The 20211-nt window shown below is 70.6% G+C and carries 15 protein-coding genes; 6 read left to right on the top strand and 9 right to left on the bottom strand.

Translation table 11 applies throughout. The features are described 5' to 3' along the window. Positions 1-182: 182 nt before the first annotated feature. Positions 183-554: a hypothetical protein gene (locus A5771_RS18890; RefSeq protein ID WP_082947322.1), complete on the bottom strand. Its 372-nt coding sequence runs from the start codon at positions 552-554 to the stop codon at positions 183-185. A 107-nt stretch (positions 555-661) separates the two neighbouring features. Here A5771_RS18890 and A5771_RS18885 point away from each other — a divergent pair, with 107 nt between their 5' ends. Together A5771_RS18885 and nei2 are read left to right on the top strand one after the other, a co-directional pair. Beyond that, positions 662-5116 (top strand): Lhr family helicase, encoded by a 4455-nt coding sequence (locus A5771_RS18885; protein ID WP_064856723.1) that lies wholly within the window; start codon positions 662-664, stop codon positions 5114-5116. Then, the gene (gene nei2, locus A5771_RS18880) at positions 5116-5865 is read left to right on the top strand and encodes an endonuclease VIII Nei2 (RefSeq protein ID WP_064856722.1); all 750 of its coding nucleotides are present in this window, start codon (positions 5116-5118) and stop codon (positions 5863-5865) included. The genes A5771_RS18885 and nei2 overlap by 1 nt, the downstream gene beginning before the upstream one ends. A gap of 720 nt (positions 5866-6585) precedes the next feature. On the opposite strand, the gene A5771_RS23485 is transcribed toward nei2, so the two are convergent. Further along, a complete protein-coding gene (locus A5771_RS23485) occupies positions 6586-7041 on the bottom strand; it encodes a hypothetical protein (protein WP_064856721.1) in 456 nt (151 codons plus the stop codon). A gap of 50 nt (positions 7042-7091) precedes the next feature. After that, the gene (locus A5771_RS18870) at positions 7092-7964 is read right to left on the bottom strand and encodes a pseudouridine synthase (RefSeq protein ID WP_064856720.1); all 873 of its coding nucleotides are present in this window, start codon (positions 7962-7964) and stop codon (positions 7092-7094) included. 168 nt (positions 7965-8132) lie between these two features. On the opposite strand from A5771_RS18870, the gene A5771_RS18865 reads away from it, so the two are divergent. Further along, positions 8133-9509: an HNH endonuclease signature motif containing protein gene (locus A5771_RS18865; RefSeq protein WP_064856719.1), complete on the top strand. Its 1377-nt coding sequence runs from the start codon at positions 8133-8135 to the stop codon at positions 9507-9509. Positions 9510-9615: 106 nt separating this feature from the next. On the opposite strand, the gene A5771_RS18860 is transcribed toward A5771_RS18865, so the two are convergent. The 4 genes from A5771_RS18860 to A5771_RS18845 all read right to left on the bottom strand — a co-directional run bounded on the left by A5771_RS18860 (position 9616) and on the right by A5771_RS18845 (position 15426). Then, positions 9616-10479, bottom strand: a complete 864-nt coding sequence (locus A5771_RS18860) for a hypothetical protein (RefSeq protein ID WP_131808937.1) — start codon at positions 10477-10479, stop codon at positions 9616-9618. A 542-nt stretch (positions 10480-11021) separates the two neighbouring features. Then, positions 11022-12065 carry a hypothetical protein gene (locus A5771_RS18855; RefSeq protein ID WP_064856728.1) on the bottom strand — a complete coding sequence of 348 codons (1044 nt, stop codon included), beginning with the start codon at positions 12063-12065 and terminating at the stop codon, positions 11022-11024. A gap of 159 nt (positions 12066-12224) precedes the next feature. Further along, complete coding sequence (gene glpD, locus A5771_RS18850; RefSeq protein WP_207545478.1) at positions 12225-13982, bottom strand: glycerol-3-phosphate dehydrogenase; 1758 nt, start codon at positions 13980-13982, stop codon at positions 12225-12227. 19 nt (positions 13983-14001) lie between these two features. Continuing rightward, complete coding sequence (locus tag A5771_RS18845; protein ID WP_064856716.1) at positions 14002-15426, bottom strand: NAD(P)H-quinone dehydrogenase; 1425 nt, start codon at positions 15424-15426, stop codon at positions 14002-14004. A 42-nt stretch (positions 15427-15468) separates the two neighbouring features. Between A5771_RS18845 and A5771_RS18840 the strand changes: the two genes are divergently transcribed. Next, on the top strand, positions 15469-15960 hold the full coding sequence (locus tag A5771_RS18840; protein WP_064856715.1) for a gamma-glutamylcyclotransferase: 492 nt from the start codon (positions 15469-15471) through the stop codon (positions 15958-15960). Here A5771_RS18840 and A5771_RS18835 read toward each other — a convergent pair. Further along, positions 15957-17135, bottom strand: a complete 1179-nt coding sequence (locus A5771_RS18835; RefSeq protein ID WP_064856714.1) for an amidohydrolase — start codon at positions 17133-17135, stop codon at positions 15957-15959. The two genes, A5771_RS18840 and A5771_RS18835, sit on opposite strands and share 4 nt — an antisense overlap. A gap of 43 nt (positions 17136-17178) precedes the next feature. On the opposite strand from A5771_RS18835, the gene A5771_RS18830 reads away from it, so the two are divergent. Both A5771_RS18830 and A5771_RS18825 read left to right on the top strand, forming a co-directional pair. Beyond that, positions 17179-17967: a purine-nucleoside phosphorylase gene (locus A5771_RS18830; protein ID WP_064856713.1), complete on the top strand. Its 789-nt coding sequence runs from the start codon at positions 17179-17181 to the stop codon at positions 17965-17967. Next, positions 17964-19571, top strand: coding sequence for a phospho-sugar mutase (locus A5771_RS18825; protein WP_064856712.1), 1608 nt, complete (start codon positions 17964-17966; stop codon positions 19569-19571). Before A5771_RS18830 ends, A5771_RS18825 begins: the two co-directional genes overlap by 4 nt. A 1-nt stretch (position 19572) precedes the next feature. Here A5771_RS18825 and upp read toward each other — a convergent pair whose 3' ends face one another. After that, positions 19573-20196: a uracil phosphoribosyltransferase gene (gene upp, locus A5771_RS18820; protein ID WP_064856711.1), complete on the bottom strand. Its 624-nt coding sequence runs from the start codon at positions 20194-20196 to the stop codon at positions 19573-19575. Between the last annotated feature and the right edge of the window lie 15 nt (positions 20197-20211).

The following is a 20211-nucleotide window of genomic DNA, read 5'->3' as shown; positions in this document are numbered from 1 at the left end:
ATCTCACTCCTCGAATCTACAGTACCCTTATCGTCGTCAGGGTCAGATGTGTATACGTCAGGGAATCGACCGGGGGCGGGCGGCATCGCGCCCAGGTCTCCGGCAGCCCCGAAGACGGGGAGTCGTTCTACAACGTCGAGGAGTGAGTCAGGCCGCCGGGCCCGACGCATTAGAAGGACGCATTAGAAGACCGAAACCAGCACGACCAGGTCGGCCATCAGCAGGGTCCAGCCGCACGCCCAGACCGCGATCCCCCGGCGGCGTGTCGTGGCAAAGAAGAACGCGAGAAACAGCGTCGTCGCCGCGACACCGGCCGCCCCGTGGTAGAACAGGCTGAACAGCGACCCGTTCGTGTGCAGGGCGGTGCCCGCCACCCGGGACAGCGCGAATCCCATCAACAGCGCCGCGGCCGGTGCGGTCATCAGCGACAGCGCCCAGTTGAGCCAGGTCCAGTCCCGGGGCGGCGCCTCCAGGGCCAACGCCCCCGGCGGCGCCGGTGTCGCATCGGCGAATATCGGCACTACCGTCGCCGTCTTGTCGTCGAGCATGGTCATGCTGGCCCCCCGGTCACCGCCACCACAGGGTCGCGGGATACCCGTCGCGGGCCTGCGCAAAACCGCACCGCCCGGCAGCGCGGCCGGGAAATTGGCACCATGGCGGGGTGAGCCGCGAACCCGCCACCCCGCTGGCCCGGTTCTCAGCACTGACCCGGGACTGGTTCAACGGCACCTTCACCGCGCCCACCACCGCCCAGGAGCAGGCCTGGTCGGCGATTGCCGACGGGCACAACACGCTGGTCGTCGCGCCGACCGGTTCCGGCAAGACGCTGGCGGCGTTCCTGTGGGCGCTGGACCGGCTGGCCGCAGAGCCGGGCCCGATAGCTGCGGGCACCCGGGTGCTCTACGTGTCGCCGCTCAAGGCGCTGGCGGTCGACGTGGAGCGCAACCTGCGCACCCCGCTGGCCGGCATCGGTCGCATCGCGGCGCACCGCGGCCTGCCCGCGCCGGCCATCACCGTCGGGGTCCGCTCCGGCGACACCCCCGCCGCCCGGCGCCGTGAGCTCGTCGCCAAGCCCCCCGACATCCTGATCACCACCCCCGAATCGCTGTTTTTGATGCTGACGTCGGCGGCACGGGAGGCGCTGACCGGGGTGCAGACCGTGATCGTCGACGAGGTGCACGCGGTGGCCGGGACCAAACGCGGCAGCCACCTGGCGTTGTCGCTGGAGCGCCTCGATGCGATGCTGGCCTCTCCGGCGCAGCGCATCGGGTTGAGCGCGACCGTGCGTCCTGCCGAGGAGGTCGCCCGGTTCCTGTCCGGACAGTCCCCGACCCGGATCGTGGCGCCGCCGGCGGCCAAGACGTTCGAGCTGACGGTGCAGGTGCCGGTGCCCGATATGGCCAGCCCCGCCGAGGGCACCATCTGGCCGCAGGTCGAAGAGCGCATCGTCGACCTGATCGAGGCGCATCACTCCTCGATCGTGTTCGCCAACTCGCGGCGACTGTCCGAGCGACTGACCGCGCGGCTCAACGAGATTCACGCCGAACGCTGCGACGACCCGGGCGCACCGTTGGCGCGCGCCCATCACGGATCGGTGTCCAAGGAGACCCGCGCCGCCGTCGAGGAAGACCTCAAAAGCGGGCGGTTGCGCGCGGTGGTGGCCACCTCGAGCCTGGAACTGGGCATCGACATGGGCTCCGTCGACCTGGTCGTCCAGATCGAGGCGCCGCCGTCGGTGGCCAGCGGCCTGCAGCGCATCGGGCGAGCCGGGCATCAGGTCGGCGAAATCTCGCGGGGCGTTTTGATCCCCAAACACCGCACCGATCTGATCGGCTGCGCCAACGCGGTGCAGCGGATGCTGGCCGGTCAGATCGAGACATTGACGGTGCCGGCCAATCCGCTGGACATCCTGGCCCAGCACACGGTGGCCGCGGCCGCGCTGGAGCCGCTGGACGCCGAGGCCTGGTTCGACACGGTGCGACGCAGCGCCCCGTTCGCGACGTTGCCGCGCAGCGTATTCGAGGCCACCCTGGACCTGCTCTCCGGCAAATACCCCTCGACCGAATTCGCCGAGCTGCGGCCCCGGCTGGTCTACGACCGCGACACCGGCACCCTGACCGGCCGGCCCGGCGCCCAGCGGCTGGCCGTAACCTCCGGGGGCGCCATCCCGGACCGCGGGTTGTTCGCGGTGTATCTGGCCGGAACGCAGAAACCTTCGCGGGTAGGCGAACTCGACGAGGAGATGGTCTATGAATCGCGGCCCGGCGACGTAATCTCGTTGGGCGCCACCAGCTGGCGCATCACCGAGATCACCCACGATCGGGTGCTGGTGGCACCGGCGCCCGGCCAGCCCGGCCGGCTGCCGTTCTGGCACGGCGACGGCGTCGGTCGCCCGGCCGAACTCGGCGCCGCGCTCGGGAGGTTCACCGGCGAGTTGGCCGGACTCGACCGCCCGGCACTCGACAAGCGCTGCGCTGGTTTGGGTTTCGACGACTACGCGGCCGACAACCTGTGGCGGCTGCTCGATGACCAGCGCACCGCCACCGGGACGGTTCCCACCGACACCACCCTGTTGGTGGAGCGGTTCCGCGACGAGCTCGGCGATTGGCGGGTGGTGCTGCACTCCCCCTACGGGCTGCGGGTGCACGGACCGCTGGCGCTGGCGGTGGGCCGGCGGCTGCACGAACGGTACGGCATCGACGAGAAACCGACCGCCTCCGACGACGGCATCGTGGTGCGGCTGCCCGACGCCCTGGACTCCGAGGCGCCCGGAGCAGACCTGTTCGTCTTCGACGCCGACGAGATCGAGCCGATCGTCACCGCCGAGGTGGGCGGCTCGGCGCTGTTCGCCAGCCGGTTCCGCGAATGCGCGGCGCGGGCGCTGCTGTTGCCGCGCCGGCACCCGGGCCGCCGCACCCCGTTATGGCAGCAACGCCAGCGCGCCGCCCAATTGCTCGATGTGGCCCGCCGCTACCCCGCGTTCCCGATCGTGCTGGAGACCGTGCGGGAATGCCTGCAGGACGTCTACGACGTCCCGGCACTGACCGATCTGATGGCGCGGATCGCGCAGCGCCGGGTGCGGGTGCTGCAGGTCGAGACGGCCACCCCGTCGCCGTTCGCGGCGTCGCTGTTGTTCGGCTACGTCGGGGCGTTCATGTACGAGGGCGACAGCCCGCTGGCCGAGCGGCGCGCGGCCGCACTGTCGCTGGATCCGACCCTGCTGGCGCAACTGCTGGGCCGGGTGGAGCTGCGCGAGTTGCTCGACCCCGACGTCGTTGCCGCCACCGCCCGCCAGTTGCAGCACCTGAGCCCGGAGAAGGCCGCCCGCGACGCCGAGGGGGTGGCGGATCTGCTGCGGCTACTGGGCCCGCTCACCGGCGAGGAGGTCGCGGCACGGGCCGGCGACCATGATGTGAGCGGTTGGCTGGAGCATCTGCTGGCCGCCCGCAGGGTGCTGGCGGTGTCGTTCGCCGGGCGCAGCTGGTGGATCGCCATCGAGGACATCGGCCGGTTGCGCGACGGGATCGGGGTGGCGGTGCCCCCCGGGGTTCCGGCGGGTTTCACCGAGCCGGTCGCCGACCCGCTGGGTGAGCTGCTGGGCCGCTTCGCCCGCACCCACGGACCCTTCACCACCGGGCAGGCCGCCGAGCGGTTCGGGCTGGGCACCCGGGTGGCCGCCGATGCGTTGGGCCGGCTGGCCGCCGACGGGCGGGTGGTGCGTGGGGAGTTCGCCGACTTCCCGGACTCCCCGGGCGAGCAGTGGTGCGACGCCGAGGTTTTGCGGATTCTGCGGCGCCGGTCGCTGGCCGCACTGCGCTCGGCGATCGAGCCGGTGTCCCCGGCCGCCTACGGGCGGTTCCTGCCGGCCTGGCAGCAGATAGGCGCCCGAGGCACCGCATCCGGTCTTGACGGGCTGGCCGGGGTGATCGAGCAGCTGGCGGGTGTGCCGCTGCCGGCTTCGGCGGTCGAGCCGCTGGTGCTGGGTTCGCGGGTGCGCGACTACTCCCCGGCCATGCTCGACGAGTTGCTCGCCTCCGGGGAGGTGCTGTGGGCGGGCGCCGGCGCCCCGGCCGGCAACGCGCCGGCCGCCGACGGCTGGATTACCTTCCATACCGCGGATTCGGCGCCGTTGACGCTGGCCCCCGGCGCGCCGCTCGACTTCGATGACGCGCACCGGCAGATCTTGGACGCGCTCGACGGTGGTGGGGCGTTCTTCTTTCGGCAGCTCGGCGACGGCAGTAGCGAAGCTGACCCCAAAGCGCTGAAAGCCGCGCTGTGGGAGCTGATCTGGGCGGGCTGGGTTACCGGTGACACCTTCGCCCCGATCCGCGCGGTGCTGGGCGGCACCCGGCGTTCCACCCCGGCGCACCGCGCCAAGCGCCCACCCCGGCTGAGCCGCTACAGCGTCGCCCACGCTTCCGCCCGGGCCGCCGACCCGGCCGTAGCCGGACGTTGGTCGAGACTGCCTGCGCCGCAAGAGGATTCCACCGTACGCGCCCACCACACCGCCGAGCTGCTGCTGCACCGCTACGGCGTGCTGACCCGCGGCGCGGTGGCCGCCGAAGCGGTGCCGGGCGGGTTCGCCGCCCTGTACAAGGTGCTCAGCGCGTTCGAAGAGGCCGGGCGCTGCCAGCGCGGTTATTTCATCGAATCGCTGGGGGCTGCCCAGTTCGCCCTCGCCTCGACGGTGGACCGGCTGCGCGGCTACCTCGACGGCGTCGACCCGGCCCGCCCGGAGTATCACGCGGTGGCGCTGGCCGCCGCCGACCCGGCCAATCCCTACGGGGCGGCGTTGAGCTGGCCGGCGCATCCCGGTACCGCCCGGCCGGGCCGCAAGGCGGGCGCGCTGGTGGTGCTGGTCGACGGCGAACTGGTGTGGTTCGTCGAACGTGGCGGCCGGTCGCTGCTCAACTTCGCCACCGGCGACGATGCGGCCGAGGTCCAGCGGGCCGCCGCCGGGGCGCTGGCCGGGCTGATCGCCGAGCGCCGGGTCGACGGGACCCTGGTCGAGCGGGCGGACGGCACCCCGGTGCTGGAGCTGCGTGATTCGCCGACGCTGGCCGCGCTGACCGAGGCGGGGTTCTCCCGCACTCCGCGCGGACTGCGGCTGCGCTGATGCCCGAAGGTGACACCGTCTTCCACACCGCGGCCGTGCTCGATGCGGCACTGACGGGAAAGACGTTGACCCGCTGCGACATCCGGGTGCCCCGCTACGCGGGAGTGGACCTGAGCGGTCAGCGGGTGGACGAAGTGATCAGCCGCGGCAAGCACCTGTTCATCCGCACCGAACGCGCCAGCGTTCACTCGCACCTGAAGATGGAGGGCGCTTGGCGGATCGCGCGTGGACCACTCGACCACCGCGTGCGAATCATTCTGGAGACAGGCCACATTCGCGCCCTGGGGATCGACCTGGGGGTACTGGAGGTGCTGGACCGCGACCGCGACGAGCAGGCCGTTGCGCACTTGGGCCCGGATCTGCTTGGCGCCGACTGGGATCCCGGCAGCGCCGTGGCCAACTTGATGGCCGACCCGCAACGTCCGCTGGCGGCGGCCCTGCTGGATCAGACCGTGCTGGCCGGGATCGGCAACGTCTACTGCAACGAATTGTGCTTCGTCGCCGGCCGGTTACCGACAGCCCCGGTTGCTGCCCTGGCGGATCCGGCCCGCGTGGTGGCGCGGGCCCACGACATGCTGTGGGCGAATCGGCTGCGGTGGTCGCGCTGCACCACCGGCGACACCCGTCCGGGCCGGCAGCTGTGGGTGTACGGCCGGGCCGGCAAACCGTGCCGGCGCTGCGGATCTCCCATCCAGTGCGACCGCACCGGTGAGCGCATCAGCTTCTGGTGCCCTTCGTGTCAACGGTGACTTCTTCCCTGGTGAGCGTGGATTTGTCCCGGGTGGTTTCGCTGCTCGGGGAAGCCGGGTACCCGCCCTGATGTCCGAAGCAATCGAGCTAAGGAATCGGAAAATGATGAACAACAGACACGCGCTGATCGGCGTGAGCGTGGCTGGGCTGGCCGCCGGCGGGATCGTCGCCGCCGTGGGCCTGTCGCCCCTTGCGGGCGCAACGGAACCCGGTGTCGCCACGCAGGTCACCAGCTTCTTACCCCAAGCGCCTCCGCCGCCCGGACCGCCGGGGCCTCCTGGTCCCCCGGGACCTCCCGGACCTCCCGGTAACGTCGGCCCGCCTGGCGGACCGGGTGCCATCGGCCCGCCCGGGGCACCGGGCGCCGTCGGGCCTCCGGGTGGACCGGGTGCCGTCGGGCCTCCGGGTGGGCCGGGTGCACCGGGACCGGTCGGGCCTCCGGGTGGACCAATCGGGCCTCCGGGCGCGCCCGGGCCTCCGGGTGGACCGGGCGTTCCGGGACCGGTCGGACCTGTCGGCCCACCGGGAGCTCCCGGGCACTGACCGCCCACCGAAGCCGGCCAGCATTGCCGCTGGCCGGCTTTCGGCTGTCGGGAGACCGGCCGAGACGCTCGTCGTCGCGGGCCTCACTGCGGGCCGGCTCGAGCAGCGAAAGGCTCGCCGAAGGCGCTGGGCGCCGTCGACGAGCCGATCGCGACGTTCTTAGTGTCGGTGACCGATCACGGCCAGCCGCCGCAGCCCACACCGGGCAGGCAGCCGCCGCCACCGCCGGGGCCGCCCCAGCCGGTGGGTCCGCCCGGGATCTGGCCGCCACCGCCGCCGGGGCCGCCGCCACCGGTCGGGCCGCCCGGGATCTGGCCGCCGCCACCGCCGGGGCCACCGCCACCGGTCGGGCCGCCCGGGATCTGGCCGCCGCCGCCACCGGGGCCACCGCCACCGGTCGGGCCGCCGGGGATCTCACCGCCGCCGCCACCGGGGCCGCCGCCACCGTTCGGACCGCCGGGCTCGCCGGGTGCCGGCTCCATCGGCGTGGTCTCCATCGTGGTGGTCATCTCGATCGTGGTGGTGGTGGTCGTGCTGGTCGGGCTTTCTTCTTTGGTTCCGCTACAACCCGCTGCCACCAGCGCCGCTGCGCTGCCGAGCACTGCGATCGCCATCCTGCCTTGTGCGTTCATCAGAATGAGACTCCCCTCTGGTTCGTCGTGCCTTCCTGTACCCGGCAGGCTCAGGGCCGAAACGCGCGGCCGCTGACAAAGCGACGCGGACGCCCGGTGAACGGGTCGTCGAACTCGAGCCGGTGCGCCAGCAGCTGCAGCGGAGTGGAGAAGTCGTCGGGAGCGACCTCGATGACGTCGGGGTACAGCGGATCACCGTCGATCGGCAGGCCCAGCGAGGCCAGGTGCACCCGCAACTGGTGGGTGCGGCCGGTGCGCGGCGTCAGCCGGTAGCAGCCGCTACCCAGCGCTTCGACCAGTGTCTCGGCGTTGGGCTCGCCGGGTTCCTCGCGGGCCTGCAGGCAGCCGCGCCGTTTGACGATCCGGCTGCGCACCAATCGTGGGAAATCGCCCACCGGCGGCGCCGAGGAACGGGCCAGGTACTGCTTGCGCACCGCGCCGCGGGCGAACAGCGTCTGGTAGGGCCCGCGCAGCTCGCGGCGGGTGGTGAACAGCAAGACCCCGGCGGTGAGCCGGTCCAGCCGGTGCGCCGGGCTCAGCTCGGGAATGCCCAGCTCACGGCGCAGCCGCACCAGCGCGGTCTGAGCCACATGACGCCCCCGCGGCATGGTTGCCAGAAAGTGCGGCTTATCGACCACCACCAGGTCCTCGTCGCGGAACAGCACCGGGATATCGAAGGGCACCGGCACCTCGTCGGGCAGTTCCCGGTACCAGAAGATAGCGGCGCCGGCCGGCAGCACCGTCGTCTCATCGACCACCGCGCCGTCAGCGGTCAGCACCTGCCCGGCGGTGACCTTGGCCGCCGCGGCCGGGCCGCACCGGGCCCGCAGCTCGGCGGCCACCGGCCCGCCGTGTAGCCGCAGCCGGGCCGGGCCCAGGCCGTCACGCACGGGAAGCGGGGCGGCACGCCTGGTGCGGGTCATCGCGGGGGTTCCTCGGGGTGCGGGTACTGCCGGTGCTTGCGGCGCTTGCGGCGCTTGCCGGCGAGTGTATCCCGTAGGTCTCGTTATTCACTGTAATCACTTGCGTCACTTCGGTTTTGCCTGTGGATAGATTCTGCGCTTGTCGGTGCGTATCGCTAGAATTAGCACATGTGTTCGAGTGATCGGGAAGAAATCGTCGAGGTGTTCGACGCTCTTTCGGCCGATCTGGATCGGGCCCTGGACCTGGACTTCTCGGCACTGACCCCACGCGAATGCCTGGCACTGCTACGGCGTTGCGAGACGCTGCGCCGCCAGCTGCCCGCGGTGGAGCACCCGCTGGTCAACCAAGTCGCCGCCACCGACCCCGCCGAACTGGGCGGCAAACCTCGCTGGGAGCTCGCCGACGAACTCGGCATCACCCGCGGGGAGGCCGGGCGCCGCATCGACGAGGCCGCCGACCTGGGACCGCGGCGCGCCTTGACCGGCGAACCCCTGGCTCCGGTGCTGCCCGCGGTGGCCACCGCCCAACGGAAAGGGCAACTCGGGGCCGAGCACATCGCGGTGATCCGCGCCCTGTTCGACTACCTCCCCGACAGCATCGATGCGGGAACGCTGACCCAAGCCGAGCAGCATCTCACCGACTTGGCCGCGCACCATCGGCCCGACGAACTTGCGAAACTCGCCCAGCGAGTCGCCGACTGCCTGCGCCCCGACGGCAACCACACCGACAAAGAGCAACGCGCCAAACGACGCGGCATCACCCTCGGCCCCCAGGACCGCGACGGCATGTCCGCGATCAAAGGCCACCTCGACCCGAAGGCCCGCGCCGCCCTGGAGGCGGTGCTGGCCCACTGGGCCGCTCCGGGCATGTGCAACCCGGACGACGACACCCCGTGCCTATCCGGCACCCCATCACAGGCCGCGATCGACAATGACCGCCGCTCGGTCGCCCAGCGCAACCACGACGCGCTGGCGGCGATGAGCTCCGACCTGCTGTCCTCTGGCAAGCTGGGCAGCCATCACGGGCTGCCGGCCACCGTGGTCGTCTCGGTCAGCCTGGCGGAGCTGTACGCCGGGACGGGCAAGGCGATTACCGCCGGCGGTACTTGGCTGCCGCTCCGCGACGTGATCCGGCTGGCCTCCGAAGCGCACCACTACTTGCGGATCTACGACGGCGCCAAAGAAGTCGCGCTGTACCACGCCAAACGGCTCGCCAACCCCGGCCAGCGCTTGGTGCTCTACGCCAAGGAGCGCGGCTGCACCCATCCCGGGTGCCCGGTGCCGGCCCTGCTCACCGAGGTGCACCACAACGACGATTTCGCACGCAGCGGCCGCACCGACATCGACGACCTCACGCTGCGCTGCGGTCCGCACCATCAGCTGCTATCCGGCGGCTGGCGTACCCGCAAGCGCGGCGACGGGGTGATCGAGACGCTGCCCCCTGCGCACCTCGACCGCGGCCAGCCTCGCACCAACAGCTATCACCACCCGGAGAAACTGCTGCGCGACAGCGCCGACGGCGGCGACGACCCCGAGCATCCGTAGCGGTGGCCGGGTGCGTGAATCCCCTTGCGCACCAACGACACATCGGCCACAACCCGTCGGGGGTTGTGGCCGATGTGTCCCTATCCGTATTAGTGGATTACTCCACTCAGCCGAGGCCGAACATGCTGAAGATGCCCAGGTCGCCCAGGAAATCGGTCAGCGTGGTGGAGTCGGTGACCGCGGTGGCATCGGTGCCGAGCAGGCTGGTCAGCAAGGCGCTCAACGTCTCCTCGCCCAGGTGCCCGGTGCCTTCCGGGTCGCTCAGGGTGCCGCCAAGCGTGATGCCGTCCACGAACTGGTCCCATCCGGCGCCGAGCTGGTCCGGAGTGATGCCCAGCAGGCTCGCGATGGTGGCGTCGGTCATCCCGTTCGCGTCCAGCAGGTCGTTGATCGAGGTCGTGGCGCCGATGCCCAGCATGCTGTCGAGCAGGCTGGCCAGCGTGTCGTCGGGCGACAGGCCGAGCATGGGCAGGTCCAGCAGGCCGGCGTAGGAACCCAGGCCGAAGAAGCCGAGCAGGTCACCGATGCTCGTGTTGGCGCCGGCGCCGCCGATGAAGCCACCGATCAACTGATCGATCGGCACGTCGCCCAGGGGGGCGGTGGCGCCGCCGCCGATTGGAAGCTGCACATCGTTGAGCAGCGCGGTGAGGTCGGTCGACAGCAGTCCGCCGGTGACCGTGTCCAGCGACACGTTGTCCGGGTTCAGCGCAGCTAGCAGGTCAGCGAGGCTCGAGGTGGTGCTGATGCCGTCGCCGAACAGACCCAGCACCTGGCCCATGTTGCCGAAGCCGAGGGTGTCCAGCAGCGTCTGCAGGCTCTCGGTGAAAGTCGGGAAGTCGGCCGTCAGCACGTAGTCGCGCTGCACCGACGCGGTGATGCCGTTGGCAACCGTCGGAGCAACTGCGACGCCGCCGAACACCGCCGCGCCAGCTAAGGCGGTACCGGCAGTAAGTGCGCCGGCTTTAGTCATGAATCCGCGCGTCCCCATCGGCGCGGTAATGGAAAGAGTGGACATGTAACAGGCCCCCTTCAGGGATCGAACTAAATCAGGTGGTGCTTCTTACAACGAACGTTAACTTATTGTGTACTCAGCCTCGTGTCAACTTGGCCGCCAAAGTCTTTCGCGTGCGTCAGCAACTGATGCTAGCAGCAACTTCCCAGCTCACGAACTATAGATAGCGCAACTCCGTATCAGTGGGCCGGGCCGTAGTGCCAAACCGCTAACCGCCGTGAAAGGACGAATCACTCAGCTTTCTCTAGGTATTGCAGGCCGGCCGAATGACTACGTTCCAGCGCAATACGATATAGCGTAAACCCTCCAGAATAACGGTCAAACGGTATGAATTATACGGCCTGCAAATACCAACGAATGCGGGTCTACGAGCGAAATACGCACGGCGCGGTTAGCAAATTGCTAGCAAAGCAAGCGCATCCTTATTTCGAGCGGTACGACGGTTACAAAAAAGGCACCCGGCCGGATGGCCGGGTGCCGAGGGGCAGAGCGAAATTCCGCTACCAGTTGAACAGGCCGAAGGCCTCGAGGACGTCGGTGATCGGGGTGTCGCCGGTGATCGTCAGGGTGCTGTCATCCGGCAGGAAGCTGGTCAACAAGGTGCCCAGCGTCTGGTCGCCCCAGATTTCGCCGGAGGGGTCCAGCAGCGTCCCACCGAACGGGAAGTTGGAGACGTACTGATCCCAGGTCTGGCCCGGCGTCAGGTTGAACAGCAGGCCCAGCGTCGCGTTGTCCATGGTTGTGCTGTTGGTGTCGCTGACCGGAAGGGTGTGCAGGTACTGGCCCAGGGTGGTGGCGGTATTCGGCAGGACCGTGTGAGTGGGGTTGATAAGGCCGACGTACTTCGTGACATCGGTGGTGGGGACCCCCGTCAGCCCACTCAGCCAGTCGACCAACGAGCTGTTGAGCGTCAGGTCAGGGTTGCTGCAGACGAGGCCCAAGGCTCCACAATTGAGCACGTTCAGGTTCTCCAGACCCAGCGCGGTAATCAGGCTCCCGTACTGACTCAGCATCGAGCCCAGGCCCACCGCACTTGCCAGGTCGGTCAGCGAATGCTCGCCGGCGCCGGCACCAAGCGCGACATCGATCAAGTCGCCGAGGTCGAGGTTGCCGATCGGCACGCCGTTCACCAGCCAGTCGCTGCCGAAACCGAGCAGGGATTGGGCGGTGGCACTGTAGAGCGGTTCGGTCAGCGAGATGCCGAAGATGTTGGTCAGACCGTTCAGGGTGATGCCGTCGGGGTTCAGGGATGCCAGGAACTGCGACACCGTCGAATCGACGTTAAAGCTGCCGAACCCGCCCAGTACCGCGTTGAGGTCGCCCATTCCCATGTCATTGAGCAGGGACTGCAGGCTCTCGGCGAACGTCGGGAATGCCACCAGCTCCACGTGCTGCCGGCCCGCGGCGAACGGCGCACCCGACAGCTCCGTCCCGACCGCCGCGACACCGAGGAGCCCGGCGCCGGCAAGAACGGTGGCCGCGGCCAGAGTGCCGCCCTTCAATGCCAGCGCGTGCGGACGCGCCACCCCCAAAAGAGCCGACATGGACCACACCTTCCCGGTACCCGGATCCCCCATGTGATCCAGCTGATTGGGTGGAAAGTAATGGCCCTCAAAACAACTGTCAAACATATGTTAACTATGATTTCAGACTAAACGCACGGATTTTTCGGGGACGCAGTTCCAGCCGTAATCCAGGTCAGTTCATGGAAGCGGAATAGGCTCCAGAATCTCGGTCCTGGCTTCGGGCGCCCTCGCGCGCAAAGCGTCCGCGGAGGCGTCGTCCGGCTGTTCCTGCGAGAGGATCTCGGCCTCCACCCGGGCGGTGTAGTTGGCCACCTCCGCATCGACGGCGGCATCGTCCCAGCCGAGCACCGGCGCCATCACCTCGGCGACCTCGCGGGCACAGTTCACTCCGCGGTGGGCGTACTCGATGGAGATCCGGGTCCGCCGGGCCAGCACGTCCTCCAGATGCAGGGCGCCCTCGGCGACGACGGCGTAGGCGACCTCCACCTTCAGATAGGTGGGCGCCTCGGCGATCGGGTCCAGCAGCTCCGGCCGGCCCTCCGCGGTCGCCAGCACATCGTGGATCAGCGAGCCGTAGCGGTCCAGCAGGTGACGCACCCGGTAGGGGTGCAGGCCCTGTTGCGCGCCGACGTGCTCGACCTGGTTGACCAGCGCGAAGTAGCCGTCGGCGCCCAGCAGTGGCACTTTGTCGGTGATCGACGGCGCCACCCGGGTCGGGATGTACTCGGCGGCGGCGTCGATCGCGTCGGCGGCCATCACCCGATAGGTGGTGTACTTGCCGCCGGCGATGGCCACCAGGCCGGGCGAGGGGACGGCCACCGCGTGCTCACGCGACAGCTTGGAGGTGTCGTCGTTCTCCCCCGCCAGCAGCGGCCGCAGCCCGGCGTAGACGCCCTCGATGTCGGCGTGCGACAGCGGGGTGGCCAGGGCGGTGTTGACGTTGGCCAGCAGATAGTCGATGTCGGCCTTGGTGGCCGCCGGGTGGGCCAGGTCCAGATTCCAGTCGGTGTCGGTGGTGCCGATGATCCAGTGGCTGCCCCACGGGATGACGAACAGCACCGACTTCTCGGTGCGCAGGATGATCGCCGCCTCGCTCACGATGCGGTCCCGCGGCACCACGATGTGCACGCCCTTGGAGGCCCGCACATGGAACCGGCCGCGCTGGCGCGACAGCGCCTGGATCTCATCGGTCCACACCCCGGTGGCGTTGACCACGACGTGCCCGTGCACCTCGGTGGTCGCGCCGTCCTCGGAGTCGCGGATCTTCACCCCGGTCACCCGGTCGCCCTCGCGCAGCAGCGCCACCACCTGGGTAGAGGTGCGGATGACCGCCCCGTAGTGCGCCGCGGTGCGCCCGACGGTCATGGTGTGGCGGGCGTCGTCGACGACAGTGTCGTAGTAGCGGATCCCGCCGATCAGCGCGCTGCGCCGCAGCCCCGGGCACAGCCGCAGCGCGCCGGCGCGGGTCAGGTGCCGTTGCGCGGGCACCGATTTCGCTCCGCCCAGCTGGTCGTAGAGGAAGATGCCGGCGGCCACATACGGCCGCTCCCACCACCTGCTGGTCAGCGGGTACAGGAACGGCAGCGGTTTGACCAGGTGCGGCGCCAGCGTGGTCAACGACAGCTCACGTTCGTGCAGCGCCTCACGCACCAGCCCGAACTCCAGCTGTTCGAGGTAGCGCAGGCCGCCGTGGAACATCTTCGAGCTGCGGCTCGACGTGCCGGCGGCGAAGTCCCGGGCCTCCACCAGCGCCACCTTGAGGCCGCGGGTGGCGGCGTCCAGCGCACACCCGGTGCCCACCACCCCGCCGCCGATCACCACCACGTCGAACTGCTCGGCACCGAGGCGTTCCCAGGCTTGTGCTCGTTGGTCAGGTCCCAGCGTGCTCACGACTGCCAGGCTACGTGGCGCCCGGGCCGCGGCCACGTGTGACACCGGCCTCACCGCTGGCTAATCAGTCCAGGTCGTCGTGCGTCATCAGCCGGCGCGCGGCCTCGGTGAGCGAACCCGACAGCGACGGATACACCGCCAGCGTCTGCGCCAGGTCCGCCACGGTGATCCGGTTCTGCACCGCCAGCGCGATCGGCAGGATCAGCTCGGAGGCGATCGGGGCCACCACCACCCCGCCGATCACCGTGCCGGTCGCCGGCCGGCAGAACAGCTTGAGGAAGCCGTGCCGCATCCGGCTCATCTTGGCCCGGGCGTTGGTCTGCAACGGCAGCATGACGGTGCGGGCGGGCACGGTGCCGTCGTCGATCTGGGACTGCGGCACCCCGACCGCGGCGATCTCGGGCCGGGTGAACACCGCCGCGGCCACCGTGCGCAGCCGGATGGGCGCCACCGCCTCACCCAGCGCGTGATACATCGCGATCCGGCCCTGCATGGCCGCGACCGACGCCAGCGCCAGCAGCCCGGTGCAGTCCCCGGCGGCGTAGATCCCGGGCACCGACGTCCGCGAGACCCGGTCCACGATGATGTGCCCTCCGCGCTCCAGATCAACGCCGACCCGTTCCAGTCCCAGACCGGCGGTGTTGGGCACCGAGCCGACCGTCATCAGCGCGTGGCTACCGGTCACGGTGCGCCCGTCGGTCATGGTGACCAGCACCCCGTCGCCGTCGCGGGTCACCGAGGCGGCCCGGGCGTTTTTGACCAGGGTGACGCCGCGTTCGGCGAACGAGCGCTCCAGCACGTGGGCGGCGTCGGGGTCCTCGTGCGGCAACACCCGGTCGCGGCTGGCCACCACCGTCACGTGCACGCCCAGTTCGGTGTAGGCGTTGACGAACTCCGCGCCGGTCACCCCGGAGCCCACCACCACCAGGTGCTCGGGCAGCGTGCGCAAGTCGTAGATCTGACGCCAGGTCAGGATCCGCTCGTCGTCCGGCTCGGCGTGCGGCAGGGTGCGCGGGCTGGCGCCGGTGGCGATCTGCACCACGTCGGCGTCGAGCACGCGCTGGCCCCCGCCCGGCTCGGTGACCAGGATGCGGTGGTGGGCCAGCCCGGTTTCGGTGTCGATGAGCTCGCCGCGGCCGGCGATGACGTCGACGCCGGTGTTGATCAGCTGGGTCCGGATGTCGGCGGATTGCGCGGCGGCCAGCGCCTTGACCCGCTCGTGGATCTGCTCCAGTTCGATTTCGGCGTCGGTGAAGTGGATGTCGAAGCCCAGGTGCGGGGCCCGGCGCAGCTCGGTGCGCACCCCGGACGAGGCGATGAAGGTTTTGGAGGGCACGCAGTCCCATAACACGCAGGCGCCGCCGATACCGTCGGCGTCGACCACGGTGACCGCCACCGCCTCCGGACCCTTGGCCGCCGCGACCAGCGCGGCCTCGTAGCCGGCCGGGCCGCCACCGATGATCACGATGCGCGTAGAGGGAGAAGTCACAGCGACCAACTTATCGCCGACGCTGCGTTTAAGCTTTCTGCCGTGCCGCTCTACGCCGCCTACGGGTCAAACATGCATCCCGAACAGATGCTGCAGCGTGCACCGCACTCCCCGATGACCGGCACCGGCTGGATCCACGGCTGGCGGCTGACGTTCGCCGGCGAGGACATCGGCTGGGAGGGCGCCCTGGCGACCGTGGTCGAGGACCCGGGCTCGAGCGTGTTCGTCGTCCTCTACGACGTGACCCCTGACGACGAGAAGAACCTGGACCGCTGGGAGGGCTCGGACTTCGGGATCCACAAGAAGATCCGCTGCCGGGTGGACCGGGAGGACGGGACGACGTCGGATTCCGGCGACAGCGCCCCCGAGCCGGTACTGGCCTGGCTGTATGTGGTGGACGCCTGGGAGGGCGGGCTGCCCTCGGCACGCTATCTGGGGGTGGTGGCCGAGGCCGCCCAGATCGCCGGGGCGCCCGAGGATTACGTCCGCAACCTGCAGACCCGACCGGCCCGCAACATCGGCCCCGGTTCCTAGAGCAGCGCGGCCTGGTCGACGATGCCGGCCATCACCTGTACCCCGATCCCCAGCGCCCGCTCGTCGAGGTCGAACGTCGGCTGGTGCAGGTCCCGCTGCGGCCCGGTGCCCGGCCACACCCCGAGCCGGGCCATCGCGCCGGGCACCTGCTCGAGGTACCAGGAGAAGTCCTCGCCGCCACCGGACTGCCGGGTCTCGGCCAGCACGTCGGGCCCGACGGCCTCGATCGCGTGGGTGAGCATCCGCGTCGACACCGCCTCGTTGACCACCGGCGGCACCCCGCGGTGGTAGTACAGCGTGTGCTCGATATTCAGCGGCGCCAATAAAGAGGACACCGCGTCCTCGATGATGCACTGCATGGCCACCCAGGTGTCCCGGCTGGCGGTGCGCACGGTGCCGGCCAGCCGCCCGGCCTGCGGGATCGCGTTGGCCGCCGCTCCCGAGTTGACCGCCCCCCACACCAGCACCGTGCTGTTGCGCGGGTCGATGCGCCGGGACAGCACGCCGGGCAGCCCGGTGATCAGCACACCCAGCCCGTAGACCAGGTCAGCGGTCAGGTGCGGGCGGGACGTGTGGCCGCCGGGGCCGCCGACGGTGATCTCGATGGTGTCGGCCGCCGAGGTGATCGGCCCGGGGATGGTGGCCACCCGGCCGACCTGCAGTCGCGGGTCGCAGTGCAGCGCGAAGATCCGGCTGACACCGCTCAGCACCCCGGCCGCGATCGCGTCGATCGCACCGCCGGGCATCAACTCCTCGGCCGCCTGGAACACCAGCCGCACCCCGACCGGCAACTCCGGCGCCGAGGCCAGCGCCAGCGCGGCACCTAGCAGGATCGCGGTGTGCGCGTCGTGACCGCAGGCGTGCGTCACCCCCGGCACCAGCGAGGAGTAGGGCGCTCCGGTCTGCTCGGTCATCGGCAGGGCGTCGATGTCAGCCCGCAATGCGATACGTGGCCCGTCCTCTGGGCCGAAGTCGCAGATCAGTCCGGTTCCGCTGGGCAGCACCTTGGGATTGAGGCCGGCACCGGCAAGGCGTTCGGCGATGAACTGGGTGGTGGCGAACTCCTGGCGGCTCAGCTCCGGATGGCGGTGCAGATGCCGGCGCCAGGCGACCAGTTCGCCGGCGTTGAGGGCCAACCATGCCTGCGCGGCCTGCGACGCGGAAGCTGAGGGCATTCACGCAGTATCCCACCGTGGCCCCCGGCTAAGCTCAACGGCTGTGACGGTTCCGCTCACGATCCAGGCGGCCGAGGTCGTGGCCCGGCGCACCGGCGTCGACACCCATGACGTAGCGATCGTCCTCGGTTCCGGGTGGGCGCCGGCGGTGGCGGCGCTGGGCACCGCGACTGCGTCCTTGCCGATGGCCGACCTGCCCGGGTTCAGTGCACCGACCGCGGCGGGCCATCTCGGCGAACTGGTGTCGATCCCGGTCGGCACGCATCGGGTGCTGGTACTGGTCGGCCGGATCCACGCCTACGAGGGCCATCCGCTGATCGACGTGGTGCGGCCGGTGCGCACCGCCGTCGCGGCCGGCGCGAACACCGTGGTGCTGACCAACGCGGCCGGTGGGCTGCATGACAGCTTCGAGGTCGGCCAGCCGGTGCTGATCAGCGACCACCTGAACATGACCGGGCGCTCGCCGCTGGAGGGCGCGCACTTCGTCGACATGGTCGATGCCTACACCCCGGCCCTGCGCGCCCTGGCCCGCCAGGTCGACCCGGCGCTGGCCGAGGGCGTCTACGCCGGAATGTCCGGTCCGCAGTACGAGACCCCGGCCGAGATCCGGATGCTGCGCACCCTGGGCGCCGACCTGGTGGGCATGTCGACCGTGCACGAGGCGATCGCCGCCCGGGCGGCCGGGGCGCAGGTGCTGGGCGTGTCGCTGGTGACGAACCTGGCGGCCGGGATCACCGGCGAGCCGCTCAGCCACGCCGAGGTGCTGGCCGCCGGCCGGGAATCGGCGACCCGGATGGGCGAGTTGCTCGCCGAGGTCATCGCCCGGTTGTGACTCCCGAGGACTGGATCGCCCACGACCCAGACCCGGCGACCGCCGCGGAGGTGGCCGGCTGGGATGACGACGAACGGGCCGCCCGGTTCGCCGCACCGCTGCGTTTCGGCACCGCGGGCCTGCGCGGGCCGGTCCGGGGCGGGCCGGACGCGATGAACCTCGCCGTGGTGCTGCGCGCCACCTGGGCGGTGGCCCAGGTCCTGATCGCCCGCCGGTGCGCCGGTGCGACCGTGGTGGTCGGCCGCGACGCCCGCCACGGCTCGGCAGAGTTCGCCGCCGCGACCGCCGAAGTGCTTGCCGCAGCAGGGTTTTCCGTACTGCGGCTACCCGATCCGCAGCCCACGCCGGTGGTGGCATTCGCGGTGCGTCAGGCCGGCGCGGCGGCCGGTATTCAGATCACCGCCTCACACAACCCCGCCGGCGACAACGGTTACAAGGTGTACTTCGACGGCGGAGTGCAGATCGTGACACCGGTCGACACCGAGATCGAAGCCGCGATGGCCGCCGCTCCCCCCGCCGACACCATCGCCCGGCGCCCCGTCCCTCCCGCCGACGGCGAAGTGCTGCAGCGCTACATCGCGCGGGCCGCCGCGGTGCGGCGCCACCGCGGGCGGGTGCGGGTGGCGCTGACCCCGCTGCACGGAGTGGGCGGGGCGCTGGCGGTCGAGGTGCTGCGCGCCGCGGGATTCGACGATATCCACACCGTGGCAAGCCAATTCGCGCCCGACCCGGACTTCCCCACGGTGGCGTTCCCCAACCCGGAAGAACCGGGCGCCGCCGACGCGCTGCTGGCGCTGGCCGCCGAGGTCGATGCCGACATCGCGATCGCACTGGATCCCGACGCCGATCGGTGCGCGGTCGGTATCGGCGGCCCGGACGGCTGGCGGATGCTGACCGGCAACGAAACCGGTTGGCTGCTCGGCGATTACCTGCTTTCGGCGCTGCCTTCGGGTCGGACTTCAGGCGCGCTGGTGGCCAGCAGCGTGGTGTCGTCGCGGATGCTGGCGAGCATCGCGGGGCGCTACGGGGCCCGCCACGTCGAGACACTGACCGGGTTCAAGTGGCTCGCGCGCGCCGACGCGGATCTGCCCGGCGCCTTGGTCTATGCCTACGAGGAGGCGATCGGCTACTGCGTCGACCCGGATGCGGTGCGCGACAAGGACGGCATCAGCGCCGCGGTGCTGTCCTGCGATCTGGTCTCGGCACTACGCGACCGGGGCGCCTCGGTCGCCGGGGCGCTCGAGGAGTTGGCGCGCCGGCACGGTGTGCACGTCACCGACGCGGTGACGCGCCGGGTCGCCGACGTGGCCGAGGCCACCGCGGTGATGACCCGGCTGCGTGCCGACCCGCCCGGCGCGCTGGCCGGATTCGCCGTGACCGCAAGCGATCTGCTGCAGCGCTCCGGGCCGACCACCGACGCGCTGGAGTTCACCGGATGTCGCAACGGCACCTCGGTGCGGCTGGTGGTGCGGCCTTCGGGCACCGAGCCCAAGCTCAAGTGCTACCTCGAGGTGACCCGGGAACCGTCGGAGGATCCGGCCGGCGATCGAGCGGAGGCGTCGCGGGTCTGCGCGGCCGTCGCCGAGGACGTGCGCGCCTGGTAGCTCAGCGCGGCCCGAACTGACGGTCACCGGCATCACCGAGCCCCGGCACGATATAGGCGTTCTCGTCGAGCCCCTCGTCGACGGCGACGGTGAACAGCCGCACGCCCGGATCGGCATTGCCCAGGGCGGCAATGCCTTCCGGAGCGGCCACCACGCACAGCACGGTGATATCGGTGGCCCCGCGCTCGCGCAGCACCGCCACCGCATGCGTCATCGAGCCGCCGGTGGCCAGCATCGGGTCGAGCACCAGCACCGGCAGGGCACTGAGATCCTCGGGCAGCGCGGCGAGGTAGGGCACCGGCCGGAAGCTCTGCTCGTCGCGCACTACGCCGACAAAGCCCACGGTGGCCTCCGGCAACAGCGTCTGCGCCGCATCGACCATACCGAGGCCGGCCCGCAGCACCGGCACCAGCAGCGGCGGGCAGGCCAGTCGCGTCCCGGCCGCCTCTCCGCGCGGGGTGTGCACCGGCAGCGGGTCGCAGGCCGCGTCCCGGGTGGCCTCGTAGATCAGCATCAGGGTCAGATCGTGCAGCGCGGCCCGGAATCCGGCACCGCCGGTGCGCTCGTCGCGCAGGGAACTCAACCGGACCGCGGCCAGCGGGTGGTCGATGACACGCACATCCACGAGCTCAAACCCTAC

This window comes from Mycolicibacter sinensis, assembly GCF_001667375.1.
GTDB lineage: Bacteria > Actinomycetota > Actinomycetes > Mycobacteriales > Mycobacteriaceae > Mycobacterium > Mycobacterium sinense_A.
This window is presented reverse-complemented; position numbering and strand designations above follow the sequence as displayed.

Excerpts from the sequence above, each read along its gene's own strand:
- A5771_RS18865 (WP_064856719.1), top strand. The coding sequence starts at position 8,133 with ATGTGTTCGAGTGATCGGGAAGAAATCGTCGAGGTGTTCGACGCTCTT.
- A5771_RS18870 (WP_064856720.1), bottom strand. The coding sequence starts at position 7,964 with ATGACCCGCACCAGGCGTGCCGCCCCGCTTCCCGTGCGTGACGGCCTG.
- A5771_RS18860 (WP_131808937.1), bottom strand. The coding sequence starts at position 10,479 with ATGACTAAAGCCGGCGCACTTACTGCCGGTACCGCCTTAGCTGGCGCG.
- A5771_RS18835 (WP_064856714.1), bottom strand. The coding sequence starts at position 17,135 with ATGCCCTCAGCTTCCGCGTCGCAGGCCGCGCAGGCATGGTTGGCCCTC.
- A5771_RS18855 (WP_064856728.1), bottom strand. The coding sequence starts at position 12,065 with ATGTCGGCTCTTTTGGGGGTGGCGCGTCCGCACGCGCTGGCATTGAAG.
- A5771_RS23485 (WP_064856721.1), bottom strand. The coding sequence starts at position 7,041 with ATGAACGCACAAGGCAGGATGGCGATCGCAGTGCTCGGCAGCGCAGCG.
- nei2 (WP_064856722.1), top strand. The coding sequence starts at position 5,116 with ATGCCCGAAGGTGACACCGTCTTCCACACCGCGGCCGTGCTCGATGCG.
- A5771_RS18890 (WP_082947322.1), bottom strand. The coding sequence starts at position 554 with ATGACCATGCTCGACGACAAGACGGCGACGGTAGTGCCGATATTCGCC.